The organism is Microbacterium sp. A93 (genome assembly GCF_051842835.1).
The window spans coordinates 107,598-122,712 of sequence record NZ_JBPXMT010000005.1 but is presented as its reverse complement, the minus strand read 5'-3'; the positions used below and the strand labels follow the sequence as shown (position 1 = coordinate 122,712).

Annotated in this window: 14 protein-coding genes; 7 read left to right on the top strand and 7 right to left on the bottom strand. The window is 64.0% G+C overall.

Annotated features, from left to right (window positions below; all coding sequences use genetic code 11):
• Positions 1 to 22: 22 nt before the first annotated feature.
• The 7 genes from trpS to sdhC are packed head-to-tail and all read right to left on the bottom strand — an operon-like array spanning position 23 to position 6,671.
• Positions 23 to 1,027: a tryptophan--tRNA ligase gene (gene trpS, locus ACSU1G_RS14010; RefSeq protein WP_439280568.1), complete on the bottom strand. Its 1,005-nt coding sequence runs from the start codon at positions 1,025 to 1,027 to the stop codon at positions 23 to 25.
• Between the two features lie 37 nt (positions 1,028 to 1,064).
• Complete coding sequence (locus ACSU1G_RS14005) at positions 1,065 to 1,919, bottom strand: exodeoxyribonuclease III (RefSeq protein WP_439280567.1); 855 nt, start codon at positions 1,917 to 1,919, stop codon at positions 1,065 to 1,067.
• A gap of 9 nt (positions 1,920 to 1,928) precedes the next feature.
• Positions 1,929 to 3,140: a YihY/virulence factor BrkB family protein gene (locus ACSU1G_RS14000; protein ID WP_439280566.1), complete on the bottom strand. Its 1,212-nt coding sequence runs from the start codon at positions 3,138 to 3,140 to the stop codon at positions 1,929 to 1,931.
• Between the two features lie 60 nt (positions 3,141 to 3,200).
• Positions 3,201 to 3,959 carry a succinate dehydrogenase iron-sulfur subunit gene (locus tag ACSU1G_RS13995; protein WP_439280565.1) on the bottom strand — a complete coding sequence of 253 codons (759 nt, stop codon included), beginning with the start codon at positions 3,957 to 3,959 and terminating at the stop codon, positions 3,201 to 3,203.
• Between the two features lie 2 nt (positions 3,960 to 3,961).
• Complete coding sequence (gene sdhA / locus ACSU1G_RS13990; RefSeq protein ID WP_439280564.1) at positions 3,962 to 5,767, bottom strand: succinate dehydrogenase flavoprotein subunit; 1,806 nt, start codon at positions 5,765 to 5,767, stop codon at positions 3,962 to 3,964.
• Between the two features lie 17 nt (positions 5,768 to 5,784).
• Positions 5,785 to 6,237 (bottom strand): succinate dehydrogenase hydrophobic membrane anchor subunit, encoded by a 453-nt coding sequence (locus ACSU1G_RS13985; protein ID WP_439280563.1) that lies wholly within the window; start codon positions 6,235 to 6,237, stop codon positions 5,785 to 5,787.
• A complete protein-coding gene (sdhC, locus tag ACSU1G_RS13980; RefSeq protein ID WP_439280562.1) occupies positions 6,237 to 6,671 on the bottom strand; it encodes a succinate dehydrogenase, cytochrome b556 subunit in 435 nt (144 codons plus the stop codon). The genes ACSU1G_RS13985 and sdhC overlap by 1 nt, the downstream gene beginning before the upstream one ends.
• Positions 6,672 to 6,838: 167 nt before the next feature.
• Between sdhC and ACSU1G_RS13975 the strand changes: the two genes are divergently transcribed.
• From ACSU1G_RS13975 to ACSU1G_RS13945, 7 genes are all read left to right on the top strand, one after another.
• Positions 6,839 to 7,954 (top strand): mannose-1-phosphate guanylyltransferase, encoded by a 1,116-nt coding sequence (locus ACSU1G_RS13975; RefSeq protein ID WP_439280561.1) that lies wholly within the window; start codon positions 6,839 to 6,841, stop codon positions 7,952 to 7,954.
• A 139-nt stretch (positions 7,955 to 8,093) separates the two neighbouring features.
• Complete coding sequence (locus ACSU1G_RS13970; RefSeq protein WP_439280560.1) at positions 8,094 to 9,191, top strand: BMP family lipoprotein; 1,098 nt, start codon at positions 8,094 to 8,096, stop codon at positions 9,189 to 9,191.
• Positions 9,192 to 9,304: 113 nt separating this feature from the next.
• Positions 9,305 to 10,858, top strand: coding sequence for an ABC transporter ATP-binding protein (locus tag ACSU1G_RS13965; protein WP_439280559.1), 1,554 nt, complete (start codon positions 9,305 to 9,307; stop codon positions 10,856 to 10,858).
• Positions 10,855 to 12,141: an ABC transporter permease gene (locus ACSU1G_RS13960; protein WP_439280558.1), complete on the top strand. Its 1,287-nt coding sequence runs from the start codon at positions 10,855 to 10,857 to the stop codon at positions 12,139 to 12,141. Before ACSU1G_RS13965 ends, ACSU1G_RS13960 begins: the two co-directional genes overlap by 4 nt.
• Positions 12,138 to 13,418: an ABC transporter permease gene (locus ACSU1G_RS13955; protein ID WP_439280557.1), complete on the top strand. Its 1,281-nt coding sequence runs from the start codon at positions 12,138 to 12,140 to the stop codon at positions 13,416 to 13,418. Before ACSU1G_RS13960 ends, ACSU1G_RS13955 begins: the two co-directional genes overlap by 4 nt.
• 7 nt (positions 13,419 to 13,425) lie before the next feature.
• Positions 13,426 to 13,824 carry a cytidine deaminase gene (locus tag ACSU1G_RS13950; RefSeq protein WP_439280556.1) on the top strand — a complete coding sequence of 133 codons (399 nt, stop codon included), beginning with the start codon at positions 13,426 to 13,428 and terminating at the stop codon, positions 13,822 to 13,824.
• Positions 13,821 to 15,113: a thymidine phosphorylase gene (locus ACSU1G_RS13945; RefSeq protein WP_439280555.1), complete on the top strand. Its 1,293-nt coding sequence runs from the start codon at positions 13,821 to 13,823 to the stop codon at positions 15,111 to 15,113. Before ACSU1G_RS13950 ends, ACSU1G_RS13945 begins: the two co-directional genes overlap by 4 nt.
• The last annotated feature ends 2 nt before the right edge of the window (positions 15,114 to 15,115 follow it).

The following is a 15,115-nucleotide window of genomic DNA, read 5'->3' as shown; positions in this document are numbered from 1 at the left end:
TGGTGCCTGACTGATCCAACTGTCAGACGCGACGGAGCAGGCCGACCTTGTCATAGACATCAGCGAGCGTCGCATCGGCGACGGCATCCGCCTTGGCCGCGTTGATCGCAAGGATGCGGTCGAGCTCTGCAGGGTCATCGAGCAGCTCAAGAGCGCGGGCGCGCACCGGCTCGAATTCTGAGACGACGACCTCGGCAAGACCCTTCTTGAAATCACCGTAGCCACGGCCTGCGTACTCGTCTTCAATCGAGGCCACCTGGCGGCCGCTGAGGGCGGCGTAGATCGTCAGCAGGTTCGAGACGCCAGGCTTGTTCTCGCGGTCGAAGCGGACGCTGCCCTCGTTATCGGTGACCGCGCGCATGATCTTCTTTGCTGACTTCGCCGGGTCGTCCAGCATCCACAGCACGCCTGCTTCGCTGTCTGCCGACTTCGACATCTTCGACGTCGGATTCTGCAGGTCGTAGATGCGGGCGGTGTCTTTCTGGATGACCGGCAGCGGAACGACGAACGTCTCACCGAAGCGCGAATTGAAGCGCTCCGCGATATCGCGAGTGAGCTCGACGTGCTGCTTCTGGTCGTCACCGACCGGCACGATGTCGGTCTGGTACAGCAGGATGTCGGCTGCCATCAGCACCGGATAGGTGAACAGGCCAACGCTCGTGGCGTCCGCGCCGTAGCGTGCGGACTTGTCCTTGAACTGGGTCATCCTGCCGGCTTCACCGAAACCGGTGAACGTGCTGAGGATCCATGCCAGCTCGGCGTGAGCGCGCACGTGTGACTGTACGTACAGCGTTGACTTCGAAGGCTCGATGCCTGCGGCGATGTATTGTGCGGCCGTTCGGCGCGTCTTCTCGCGGAGTTCTTTCGGGTCCTGCGCGACGGTGAGCGCGTGCAGATCGACGACCGAGAAATAGGCGTCGTACGACGTCTGCAGATCCCGCCACTGCAGGAGCGCCCCGATGTAGTTGCCGATCTGGAGAGAGTCGGCGGAGGGCTGCATTCCTGAGTAAAGGCGAGGTTTCGTCACGGGACCAATCTTACGCGGCTGTCGGCGGTCGCTCGGATCAGATCCGGTAGTCGACGATCACCGGCGCGTGATCACTCCAGCGCTCTGCGTAGGAAGCTGCGCGGGCGACGCTGTATGCCTGCACGCGCTCGGCGAGCGTCGGGGTGGCGAGGTGGTAGTCGATCCGCCAGCCGGTGTCGTTGTCGAACGCCTGGCCGCGTGCCGACCACCAGGTGTACGGCCCTTCGACCTCACCGTGGACGCGGCGGCCGACATCAACCCATCCGAGTCCGGTGCCAACGGTGCCATCGACGCCGGTGATCTCGGCGCCCGCTTCACCAAGGAAACGATCGAAGTATGCGCGCTCCCGTGGAAGGAACCCCGCCTTCTTGCGGTTGCCCCGCCAGTTCTTGATGTCGAGTTCGCGGTGACCGACGTTAAGGTCGCCGGTGACGACAGCGAGCGCGTCGCCCTGCCCGAGCTCGCCCTGCCCGAGCGCGCTCAGCCGGGGCCCAAAGGCGTCGAGGAACTTCCACTTCTCGTCCTGCTTCGGCGTGTCAGCTTCGCCCGAGTGCACGTACGCACTGACAACGGTCAGCACGCGGTCGCCGAAGGTGAAGTCACCTTCGATCCAGCGGCCTTTCGAGTCGAAGTCATCGGCGCCGAAGGTCGTGCGGCTTGCCAGCGCTGGCAAGCGGCTCGCAATGGCGACGCCTGCGCGGCCTTTTGCCGTGGCCTCATCGTGGATGATGTGCCAGCCGGGAAGCGCCGCCTCGAGGTGTTCATCTTGCCCACGTACCTCTTGCAGAGTGAGGATGTCGACATCGGCCGTGTCGAGCCATGTGCTCATTCCGTTGCGAGCCGACGCCCGAATTCCGTTGACATTGACCGAAGCTACGCGCAGATGAGGCATGTAACCAGCCTATCGAGAGCGTCGGACATCACCTTCCGAGCGGGTGAGCGCTGTGAGCAGCCGATGGGCGGCTGGAGCATCCGCAGTCGTGGTCTCTGGCGGATTGGCGACGAGATCTGCGAGCTCGGCCGTTGCCGCATTCACTGCTCTTTTCGCTCCCCAGACGCGATACCAGGGTGCGGTGCCCTGCGCCGCGCGAGCATCACGAAGGCGGATGCGTGCGGCCACCACCAGAGCGTGATATTCGGCCGCGATGCGTTCCGCCTCGCTCTGTTGCAGCAGAGGCAGATCACGATCCTGTGCGGAGACGGCGATCCACGCCGAAGCCACCAGCATGACCACGCCGTTGACCCGGAACCAGAGCAGCAGACCGATGAAGATCGCGAACGTGGCAAGGAGCGGATTGGTCGGCGTGTAGCTCAGCAGGAAACCCACACCGAACTGCAGCACGGTCATGGCGCCGCCGCCGAGGAGTGCGCCGGGCCAGATCGTGCGCCAGCGCAGCGAGGTGCCGGTGAGGAAACGCACCATCGTGGCAAGCGCACCCGAGAGCAGGACGAACGAGATGAGGATGGTGCCGATGCGGATGAGCAGGTTCACCGCACTGGAGCCTGCGTCCCAGCCCAGCAGCGTGAGGAGCCAGCTCAGTGTGGCCGCACTGGCATAGCTGAGCACTGACCCCACGACCAACGACGCCCCGAAGATGAGCGCGGCGAGCAGATCACGCGCCTTGAGCAGCACGTAACTGCGCCGGTCAGGGGGAAGTCCGAACATGTCGCGCACGGCGCGTCGAGAGAATGTCACCCAGCCGATGGCTGTCCAGATGACCGCAACCAGCGCGATCAGACCGGTGATGCTGAGCACTCCAGTGGTGTTCTTGGCGATTTCGTGGGCCTGCGCCGGAGTGACCACGCCGTATGGCGGGTCGCTGATCAGATTGGGGATGTAGCTGTTGATCATCGCGATCAAGGCGTCGACGGCCTCGGCGCTGCCGCCCAGCCACAGACCGGCGACCGCGAACGCGAGGTAGATCGCCGCGAAGATGGCGAACAGTGCCTGATAGCTGACTCCCGCTGCGAGCAGGAAACCGTTGTTCTGCAGGAAATGACGCCATACCCGCACCGGAAACAGCCCGAGAGTGCGTTTGGTCAGTGTGGTGGCGCGCTCGACCGCAACGCCCAGGCGACCGGCTTCAGGTTCATCGGCCTCAGAAACAGACACGCCCCCACCCTATCCAGGGTGGGGGCGTGTCGATGACAGAAATCTGCTTCTGTCGAAGGGTCAGCGACCTCCGCGCAGAATAGCCTGCTTGACCTCGGCGATCGCCTTGGTGACCTCGATGCCTCGCGGGCAGGCCTCCGAGCAGTTGAAGGTCGTGCGGCAGCGCCAGACGCCTTCCTTGTCGTTGAGGATGTCTAGACGCACATCCGCGTTGTCGTCACGCGAATCGAAGATGAAGCGATGCGCATTGACAATCGCGGCCGGGCCGAAGTACTGGCCGTCGGTCCAGAACACCGGGCACGACGAGGTGCACGCAGCGCACAGGATGCACTTGGTCGTGTCGTCGAAGATCGCGCGGTCAGCAATCGACTGCACGCGCTCCTTGCCCTTCTCGGGTGCGGAGCCGGAAATAAGGAACGGCTGCACCTCGCGGAAGGAGGCGAAGAACGGCTCCATGTCGACGATGAGGTCCTTTTCCAGGGGCAGACCCTTGATGGCCTCGACATAGATCGGCTTCGAGATGTCGAGATCCTTGATCAGCGTCTTGCAGGCCAGGCGGTTGCGGCCGTTGATGCGCATGGCATCCGAACCGCAGATGCCGTGCGCGCAGGAACGGCGGAAGGACAGCGAACCGTCGACCTCCCACTTGATCTTGTGCAGCGCGTCGAGTACCCGGTCGGTCGCGTAGAGCTCGACGTCGTAGTCGACCCAGCGCGGCTCGGAATCCTTTTCGGGGTCGAACCGGCGCACGATGAACGTGACCAGGAATGACTGGACGGCCGACTCCACGGCAGGTGTCTCTGCAACAGCGTTCGACATGCTCAGTACTTCCTCTCCATCGGCTGGTAGCGGGTCATGACGACGGGCTTCCAATCGAGTTTGATGTGGTCGGCCGGTGTCGACGAGTGCGGGTCGCCGGTCAGATAGGCCATCGTGTGCTTCATGTATTTCTCGTCGTCGCGGTGGGGGAAGTCGTCGCGCATGTGACCGCCACGGCTCTCTTCGCGGTTCTGCGCGGCGTAGACGACGACCTCAGCGATGTCGAGCAGGAAGCCCAGCTCGATCGCCTCGAGCAGGTCGGTGTTGAACCGCTTGCCCTTGTCATCGACGTAGACGTTCTTGTAACGCTCGCGCAGTTCCTTGATGACGCCGAGCACGTGCTCGAGCGAATCATGGGTGCGGAAGACCTGAGCGCCGAGATCCATCTCGTCCTGCAGCTTCTTACGCAGGACCGCCACCCGCTCGGTGCCGTTGCTGGTGCGCACGTTCTCGAGCAGCCCGGAAACGAAGGCAGCCGGGTTCTCGGGGAGAGGGACGAACTCTGCAGTCTTGGCATACGCGACGGCGTTGTTACCGGCACGCTTTCCGAAGACGTTGATATCGAGCAGCGAGTTCGTGCCCAGCCGGTTCGAGCCGTGCACCGAGACGCAGGCGCACTCGCCGGCGGCGTACAGGCCAGGAACGACGGTGTCGTTATCGGCCAGCACCTCAGCGTTGTTGTTGGTGGGGATACCGCCCATGGCGTAGTGCGCGGTCGGCATCACTGGCACCGGCTCGGTAACAGGGTCGACACCCAGGTAGGTGCGTGCGAACTCGGTGATGTCGGGAAGCTTGGTCTCCAGCACCTCCGCACCGAGGTGGGTGCAGTCCAGGTACACGTAGTCCTTGTTCGGACCGGCACCGCGGCCGTCGAGAACCTCCTGCACCATGGACCTGGCCACGATGTCACGCGGAGCGAGGTCCTTGATGGTGGGGGCATAGCGCTCCATGAAGCGCTCACCGGATGCGTTGCGCAGAATCGCGCCCTCACCGCGGGCGCCCTCGGTGAGGAGGATGCCGAGACCGGCGAGGCCGGTCGGATGGAACTGGAAGAACTCCATGTCCTCGAGCGGGAGGTTCTTGCGCCAGATGATGCCGACGCCGTCACCGGTGAGGGTGTGGGCGTTGGAGGTGGTCTTGTAGATCTTGCCGAAGCCGCCGGTCGCGAAGATCACGGCCTTCGCCTGGAAGACATGCAGCTCGCCGGTGGAGAGGTCGTATGCGACGACGCCTGCAACCTGCGTGCTGCCGTCCTCGGCCTTGACCGTGATCAGGTCGAGAACGTAGAACTCGTTGAAGAAGTTGATGCCGAGGCGAACGCAGTTCTGGAACAGCGTCTGCAGAATCATGTGGCCGGTGCGGTCTGCCGCGTAGCAGGCGCGGCGCACGGGCGCCTTTCCGTGCTCAGACGTGTGACCGCCGAAACGACGCTGATCGATCTTGCCCTCTGGCGTGCGGTTGAAGGGCAGGCCCATGTTCTCGAGGTCGATGACCGCGTCGATGGCTTCCTTGGCGAGGATCTCGGCCGCATCCTGATCGACGAGATAATCGCCACCCTTGACGGTGTCGAAGGTGTGCCACTCCCAGTTGTCTTCCTCGACGTTCGCGAGGGCCGCAGCCATGCCGCCCTGCGCCGCACCGGTGTGCGAGCGAGTCGGATAGAGCTTGGAGATCACGGCCGTCTTCGCCCCGGGACCTGCTTCGATGGCTGCCCGCATACCGGCGCCACCGGCGCCGACGATGACGACGTCGAACTGGTGGTAGTGCACGCCGTCACGGACGACGGAATCCTGCGTCTCAGTAGTCACTTCTCGTAGCTCTCTTCTCAGTTCGGGAACACGCCCATGGCGGCGCACTCTTTCACCAGCGTGCTGCCCTCGGTGAGACCGAGGCAGGGGTCAAATGTGAATACGACCAGGGTGCCCAGCACGATCAGCAGTGCCGCGGCCAGGCCGATCGCCCAGACGAGGGCCGTGCGAACCTTGGGCGTGGTCACGTAGTCGTTGACGATCGTGCGCATGCCGTTGCCACCATGCAGGAGCGCGAGCCACAGCATCAACACGTCCCACCACTGCCAGAACGGCGTGGCGAACTTGCCGGCGATGAAGGCGAAGTCGAGGGCATGGATACCATCGCCGACCATCAGGTTGACGAACAAGTGTCCGAAGATCAGAACGATCAGGACGACGCCGGATGCTCGCATGAACACCCAGCCCCACTTCTCGAGGTTGATCCCACGGCGGCGGCGCGCCGGTGCGGCGACAGTCTGAGCGGACATCAGTGGCCCCCTCCGAATCCTGCGAAAGCGAGCATGAGGTGACGGCCGGAGAAGCCGGCCATCAGGACGAGCCACACGGCGATGACGCCCCAGAACAGCTGCCTATGGAAACGCGCACCCTTGGACCAGAAGTCGACAAGGATGATGCGCAGCCCGTTCATCGCGTGGAAGACGATGGCCGCGACCAACACGACCTCGCCCAGCGCCATGATCGGGGTCTGGTACGCGCCGATCACTGCGTTGTACGCCTCGGGGGAGACGCGGACCAGTGCTGTGTCGAGCACATGCACCAGTAAGAAGAAGAAGATGGCGACTCCGGTGATGCGATGAAGCACCCACGACCACATGCCTTCGCGTCCCCGGTAAAGGGTGCCGCGTGGCGCTTTGGACGTGGTTTCCGAAATCGACGGTGTCAAGCGAGTGCCTGCGGACACGGTCGTCCTCCCTGGTCGATGCGACGTCGGCAGCGGCTCCTGAGTCCGAACTGACCACAGGGCTGCCCGATCGTGTCCCATCCTATTCCTGTTCAAACGCTGGGAGCGAGGAAGGCTCGCCTAACTATCTCGATATCAAGATTCTTCGCGCGGGTTACGCTGGGGGTATGACCGAGCCGTTCGACGACTTTTACGCAGTGATTCCCGCCGGTGGCATCGGGAGCAGGCTGTGGCCGCTTTCCCGAGCGGATGCGCCGAAGTTCCTGCATGACCTCACCGGGTCCGGAAACTCGCTGCTTCGCGACACCTGGGATCGGCTCGAGCCGATGACGGGGCCAGACCGTATCGCGGTCGTGACCGGGCGTGCGCACCGCGCCGCCGTCGAGGCAGAGCTCCCGGGCATCGCCGATATGAACGTGTTCCTCGAGTCCGAGCCGCGGGACTCCGCCGCAGCCATCGGCCTCGCCGCCGCGATTCTGCATCGCCGCAACCCAGACGTCATCATCGGCTCGTTCGCCGCAGACCACGTGATTCGAGGCACCCGCACCTTCGAATTCGCGGTCGAGCAGGCCGTTGCGGTCGCTCGAGACGGTTATATCTGCACGATCGGCATTCAGCCGTCGGAGCCGTCCGTCGGCTTCGGCTATATCGAAAAGGGCGATGAGCTCATCATCGACAGGGCCCCGGAAGCGGCCACGGTCGTCCGCTTCGTGGAAAAGCCCGATCTCGAGACCGCCACGCAGTACTTCGCTGACCGCTCCTTCCTGTGGAACGCCGGCATGTTCATCGCCAAGGCAAGTGTGCTGCTGGAAGAACTCGCCGCGAACGAGCCCGAGATGCATGCGGGCCTGCTCGAACTCGCCGAAGCATGGGACGATCGCGAGCGACGCGGTCCGGTCGTCGATCGCGTCTGGCCGAAGATCAAGAAGGTCGCTATTGACTACGCAGTGGCCGAGCCTGCTGCCGAGAAGGGGCGCCTTGCGGTGATCCCCGGGCACTTCGATTGGGACGACGTGGGAGATTTCGCATCCCTCACCAAACTCATCAGCAACGGGCGCAAGAACGACCTCGCCGTGCTCGGACCGAACGCTCGAGTGCTCTCGGATGCAGCGACCGGAATCCTCGTCAGCCAGACCTCACGAGTGATCAGTCTCATCGGCGTGAAGGACATCGTGGTCGTCGATACTCCCGACGCGCTGCTGGTCACCACGACCGAGCATGCGCAGCGGGTGAAGGGTGTCGTCGAGTCACTGAAGCTCACCGGTCAAGGAGACGTGCTCTGAGAGGTGCTCTCAGACGCACATCCGATCTGTTTCGAGTTTGTAACCATTAACGCAGTCACTCTCAATAGCGGCGTCATAGTAGGTAACTTAGGCATTGGGACCCTGCGATTGGCGCAGGCCAGTAGTCGTGGAGGCTTACGTGACCATTAGCACCAAGAAGCGCGCACTCGCCGCGCTCGTGGCGACCGGCGTCGCCGTTGCACTGGCAGGCTGCGGCGCAGCTCCGGAAGAGACCGGCGGCGGCACCGCCGGCGGTGCCGAGACTATCGACTTCCTTCCCTGCATCGTCTCTGACCAGGGTGGCTTTGACGACAAGTCGTTCAACCAGCTTTCCTTCGAAGGCATGAAGCAGGCCGCTGACGAACTTGGCGTCGGGTTCAAGAACCCTGAATCCAACAGCGAGACCGACTTCGCCCCCAACCTGGAGAGCCTCGTCTCGGAGGGTTGCAACGCAATCATCTCCGTCGGCTTCGCGCTTTCGGCTGCGACCGTCGACAGCGCACTGGCCAACGAAGACATCGACTACATCCTCGTCGACGACGCTGCCGACAACGACTTCGACGGCGAGAAGGATGCCGACAACGTCAAGCCGCTGCTCTACAACACGGCTGAGGCCGCATTCCTCGCTGGCTACCTGTCTGCCGGGTACTCCGAAGCAGGCAAGGTCGGCACCTACGGCGGCATGGAGTTCCCGACCGTGACGATCTTCATGGACGGCTTCTACCAGGGCGTCAACTACTACAACGAGCAGAACGGCACAGCCGTCGAGGTCGTCGGCTGGGACGGCACGACCGGGACCTTCACCGGCGGATTCGAGGCTGGTCCCGAGGCCAAGACGGTCGCGCAGAACATCATCGACCAGGGTGTCGACGTGCTGCTGCCGGTCGGCGGTCCGATCTACCAGTCCGGTCTGCAGGCCATCAAGGAGTCCGGCCGGGACATCGCACTGATCGGCGCAGATGCCGACTTGTTCGTCACCGACCCGACCACCGCGGACTTCGTGATGACCTCGATTCTCAAGGACATGAAGCTCTCCACCTACGAGGCCACGATGAGCAGCGCGAACGGCGAGTTCGACGCGACTGCCTACATCGGCACGCTCGAGAACGAGGGCGTCGGCATTGCCGAACTGCACAACTTCGAAGACAAGGTCGACCCCGAGCTGTGGGCGGCTGTCGAGGCACTGCAGGAGCAGATCATCAGCGGTGACATCACCGTCACCTCGTACCTCGACTGATCGAGGACGACCCACTAAAGGGGAGGTCGGCCAACCGCCGGCCTCCCCTTGTCGATGCCCGGCGCCCACAGGAGCTTGGGACGAAGCACTCTTTGCTGGTTAGGATCTGACACATGAAGCTTGAACTGCGCGGCATTACAAAGAGGTTCGGCGCGCTGACGGCCAACGACCACATCGATCTCACGATCGAGTCGGGGGAGATCCACTGTCTCCTCGGCGAGAACGGTGCGGGCAAGTCGACGCTGATGAACGTGCTCTACGGCCTGTACCAGGCCGACGAGGGTGAGATCCTGCTGGACGGTGTCGAACAGCACTTCGCAGGACCGGGTGATGCGATGGCCGCCGGTATCGGCATGGTGCATCAGCACTTCATGCTGATCCCCGTGTTCACCGTCGCTGAGAACGTCATGCTGGGGCACGAGAAGACACGCTTCGGCGGACGACTGGACCTCTCGGCTGCGCGAGCGATGGTGCGCGAGATCTCCGATCGCTTCGGATTCAATGTCGACCCTGACGCGATCATCGAAGACCTGCCCGTCGGTGTACAGCAGCGAGTGGAGATCATCAAGGCGCTCTCGCGTGATGCGAAGGTGCTCGTTTTCGATGAGCCCACTGCAGTGCTCACCCCTCAAGAGACCGACGAGCTCATGGCGACGATGCGCACGCTCCAGGAATCCGGAACGTCGATCGTCTTCATCACCCACAAACTCCGTGAGGTCCGCGAAGTCGCGGATCGCATCACGGTCATCCGGCTGGGAAAGGTCGTCGGCGAAGCGTCGCCGACCGCCAGTAACCAGGAACTCGCCGCACTCATGGTGGGGCGTGCCGTCGAGCTCACCGTGCACAAGGACGCACCGAAGCTCGGCGAAGAGGCACTCGTCGTGAAGGAGCTCACGGTCACCGATCCGTTCGGCACCGTGCTCGTGGACGACGTGTCATTCTCGGTGCGAGCCGGCGAGGTGCTCGTGATCGCGGGTGTACAGGGCAACGGCCAGACCGAGCTCACCGAGGCCATCGTCGGCCTGCAGCCGCGGACCGAGGGCAGCATCCGTCTGAACGGAGCTGAACTGATCGGACGTTCCGTCCGCGAGATCCTCGATGCTGGCGTCGGCTTCGTCCCAGAGGACCGCAGCGTCGACGGTCTCGTCAAGGAATTCTCCATCGCGGAGAACCTCATGCTGGACCGCTCGGTCGGTGCCCCATTCGTGAAGGCCGGCACTCTGCAGTTGCAGGCACTGGACACCTTTGCCAAGGAGAAGATCGCCGAGTTCGACATCCGCACCCAGGGGTCGACGCAGCAAGCGGGGCGACTGTCGGGCGGAAACCAGCAGAAGGTCGTGCTGGCGCGCGAGCTCAGCCGCGACCTCTCGCTGTTCGTCGCGGCGCAGCCGACTCGCGGCGTCGATGTCGGCTCAATCGAATTCATTCACACGCGCATCGTCGAGACACGAGACTCCGGCATCCCCGTCGTCGTCATCTCCACTGAACTCGATGAAGCGGCGGCCCTTGCCGATCGCATCATGGTGATGTACCGAGGCAAGGTCGTCGGCATCGTGCCGGGTGATACCTCGCGCGCGCAGCTCGGCCTCATGATGGCGGGCATGGTCGAGACCGACACGACCGTTGCCGTCGATCCCATCACACCGTCCGAGGAGGCAGGCGCATGAGTGCTCCCACACCGGCTCCGATCAAGTCCCCACCGGCAGACTTCGGCACTGAGCCATCACGGTGGACCAGCGCGTTGCAGCGTGTCTCCACCGGCAACGGCATGATCTCCGTGCTCTCGGTGATCCTTGCACTGATCGCCGGTGCGATCATGATCGCGTTCACGGATCCCGATGTGCAGCGCACAGCCGGCTACTTCTTCTCACGTCCGCAGGACATGCTCGCCGCGGTGTGGGCTGCCGTCTCAGGAGCATACGTCGCGCTCTTCCAAGGCGCGGTCTACAACTTCCGCGTCGACGGGTTCGCCGCCGGAATCAAGCCGCTCACTGAGACGCTGAAGTTCGCAACTCCGCTGATCGCCGCCGGTCTCGGCGTCGGTCTCGCGTTCCGCGCCGGTCTTTTCAACATCGGCGGTCAGGGCCAGATGCTCATGGCCGCTGCAGCCGCGGGCTGGGTGGGTACGAGCCTGAACCTGCCGTGGCCGCTGCACATGCTCGTCGCCATCATCGCGGGAGTCATCGCCGGTGCTCTTTGGGCCGGCATCGCCGGGCTCCTGAAGGCGCGCACCGGTGCGCACGAGGTGATCGTGACGATCATGCTCAATCACATCGCCTTCTACCTGTTGGCGTGGATGCTCGCCACCCCCGGCATTCTGCAGGCTCCAGGCTCCAGCAACCCGAAGACCGCTGCGATGGCGGAGTCGGCGCTGCTGCCCGGCATCCTCGGTTCGCAGTACAAGCTGCACGCGGGTTTCATCCTTGCGTTGATCGCCGTCGCATTCACGTGGTGGCTCCTGGAGCGCTCCAGCCTCGGGTTCCGATTCCGGGCGGTGGGGGAGAACCCCGCAGCGGCGAAGGTCGCCGGCATCAGCGTCGGCAAGATGTACTTCCTGGTGATGGTGATCGCCGGCGGGCTGATCGGCATTGCCGGTGTCAGCCAGATGCTCGGCACCGTCACCAGCGGGTTCGGCGGTGACATCGATGCCGGCATCGGCTTCGACGCCATCACGGTCGCGCTGCTCGGTCGATCCACGCCGCTGGGCATCCTCGCCGCCGGCATCCTGTTCGGTGCATTCAAGGCCGGCGGATTCGCGATGCAGGCTTCGGAGAACGTGCCGATCGAGATCGTGCTCGTCGTGCAGTCGCTGATCGTGCTGTTCATTGCCGCACCGCCGCTCGTTCGTGCGATCTTCGGTCTGCCACAGCCCGGCGCACGCAAGAAGCCGAAGAAACCGAAGACGCCGAAGAAGAACGCCGCGCAGATCGCCGAGGAGGTGTCCGCATGACCATCAGTGCTGAAGTGGTCGTCAGTGACGAGCAGCGTCGCGTCACCGTCACCTCGTGGAAGACACCGATCATCTTCGGTCTGTTCACTGTTCTGTTCGCGCTGCTACCGTTGCTCGTTCCGCGGGAGGGCGTAAGCACGTTCCGTCTGGTTCGCTCCGCGAGCGCGGCGATCCAGCTCCCAGAGCTCGTGCTTCCGGCTAACGCGACAGCGTGGGTGTGCGTGGCTCTCCTCGCCGCGACCACGGTGCTCTCTGTCGTATGGACGCGTGCGCGCCGCAAGCTCCCGCTTTGGCTGACCGTCGTCTACGTCGCGATCCTGATGATCGGGTTCCTCGCCTGGGCATCGGCGGGCGGAACACTTCCCATGATCGGTTTGCTGGGCGGCGCCCTGGCGCTCGCCACGCCCCTGATCTTCGGAGCGCTCGGAGGCGTGATCGGTGAGCGGGTCGGTGTCGTCAATATCGCGATCGAAGCGCAGCTGCTCGCCGGTGCCTTCTTGGCCGCGGTCGTTGGCTCGGCGACAGGTAGCCCATGGGCAGGCCTCATCGCTGCGATGTTCGCCGGTGCGCTGGTCGCGCTCGTACTCGCGGTGTTCGCGATCACCTATTACGTCAATCAGGTCATCGTGGGTGTCGTGCTCAATGTGCTCGTCGCTGGGCTCACGACGTTCCTCTACCGCCAGGTGCTGAACCCGAATGCCGCCGAGCTTAACTCTCCGGAGCTTTTCCCGGTGATCTCCATCCCCGTGCTCAGTGAAATTCCGGTTCTCGGACCGGTGCTGTTCCGTCAGACGATCATCGTGTATCTGATGTATGTCACGGTGTTCCTGGTCTGGTTCGGGCTGTACCGCACGCGCTGGGGCCTACGCCTGCGCGCGGTCGGCGAACACCCTCAGGCCGCTGACACAGTGGGCATCAAGGTGGTTCCCACGAGGTACTGGAACATGATGCTCGCCGGCGCCATTGCTGGCATGGGCGGAGCGTTCTACACACTGGTCAGCAACCCGCAGTTCGGTCGTGAGATGACCGCGGGCGCCGGTTACATCGCACTTGCCGCCGTCATCTTCGGTAAGTGGGACCCGATCCGCGCGACGCTTGCGGCGCTGCTGTTCGGCTTCGCCACCAACCTTCAGGGCGTGCTCAGCGTCATCGGTTCGCCGGTGCCGAGCCAGTTCATGCTGATGCTGCCGTATGTCGTGACGATCTTCGCCGTCGCAGGTCTCGTCGGACGATCTCGTCCGCCGGCTGCGTCGGGCGAGCCGTATATCAAGAGCTAGAGGAACAATGACTGACATCGACTGGGACGAGCTGCGTCAGGTCGCAAGCGACGCCATGCGCAAGGCGTATGCGCCGTACTCGCGATACAAGGTGGGCGCCGCCGCTCTCGTGGCGGACGGCCGGATCGTCGCCGGATGCAACGTGGAGAACGCCTCTTACGGGGTCACCCTGTGCGCCGAGTGCGCACTGGTCGGCGATCTGCACATGTCTGGCGGCGGGAAGCTCGTCGCGTTCGTGTGTGTGAACGGCGACGGCGAGACCATCATGCCGTGCGGCCGCTGCCGGCAGCTTCTCTTCGAACACTCAATGCCGGAGATGCTGCTGGAGACCGTGAGTGGCATCCGCACCATTGATGAAGTTCTGCCGGATGCGTTCGGCCCCCGCGATTTGGAGAATGCCCGATGACTGTAGAAGCTTTTGACGCGATCGACGTCATCCGCGCCAAGCGCGATGGGGGTGCGGTGCCGGAGCCGGCGCTGCGGTGGATGGTCGACGCGTACACGCGCGGCTTCGTGTCAGATGCGCAGATGGCGTCCTTCGCGATGGCGATCTTCCAGCGCGGGATGCACCGGGACGAGATCCGGGTGCTCACCGACGCGATGATCGCCTCGGGAGAGCGGATGAGTTTCGCCGCCCTTGGCAAGAAAACGGTCGACAAGCACTCCACGGGCGGCGTCGGTGACAAGATCACGTTGCCGCTGGCTCCTCTCGTGGCATCGTTCGGTGTCGCGGTGCCGCAGCTGAGTGGTCGAGGCCTGGGGCACACTGGCGGCACGCTCGACAAGCTCGAGTCGATCCCTGGCTGGCGCGCTGCGCTGAGTAACGAGGAGATGTTCGTCCAGATGCAGGGCGATGTCGGCGCCGTGATCTGCGCTGCCGGGTCTGGACTCGCGCCCGCTGACAAGAAGTTGTACGCGCTGCGTGATGTCACTGGCACCGTCGAGGCCATTCCGCTGATCGCGTCCAGCATCATGTCGAAGAAGATCGCCGAAGGCACCGATGCACTGGTGCTGGACGTCAAGTTCGGATCCGGCGCCTTCATGCAGGACATCGATCGCGCCCGGGAGCTCGCGCAGACGATGGTCGCGCTCGGCACCGATTCCGGTGTTGCCACCACCGCACTGCTGACCGACATGAACGTGCCGCTCGGCTTCGCGATCGGCAACGCGAACGAGGTGCGCGAATCGGTGGAGATCCTCGCTGGTGGCGGACCGGCCGATGTGCGTGAGCTCACGATCGCGCTGGCGCGCGAGATGCTCGCCCTCGCAGGACTCCCGGATGCGGATGTCGAAGCAGCACTCGATGACGGCCGCGCCATGGACACCTGGAACGCGATGATCCGTGCGCAGGACGGCGATCCGGATGCGGCGTTGCCGACCGCACGCGAGACACATGTCGTGACGGCTCCCACCGACGGCATCGTGACGCGGATGGATGCACTGCCCTTCGGTATCTCAGCGTGGCGCCTGGGGGCCGGACGAGCCCGTGCAGAAGACCAGGTCGTGCATGCGGCCGGTATCGATCTGCACGCCAAGCCGGGCGACCGTGTCGCTGCCGGCCAGCCGCTGTTCACGCTTTCGGCGCAAGACGAGGCGCGCTTCCCGCGTGCGCTGGAAGCGCTGGAAGGCGCATGGGCGCTCGGGGAGTCGGCACCGGAGATCGGGCCGCTCGTTCGCGAGCACATCACCGCGTAGGC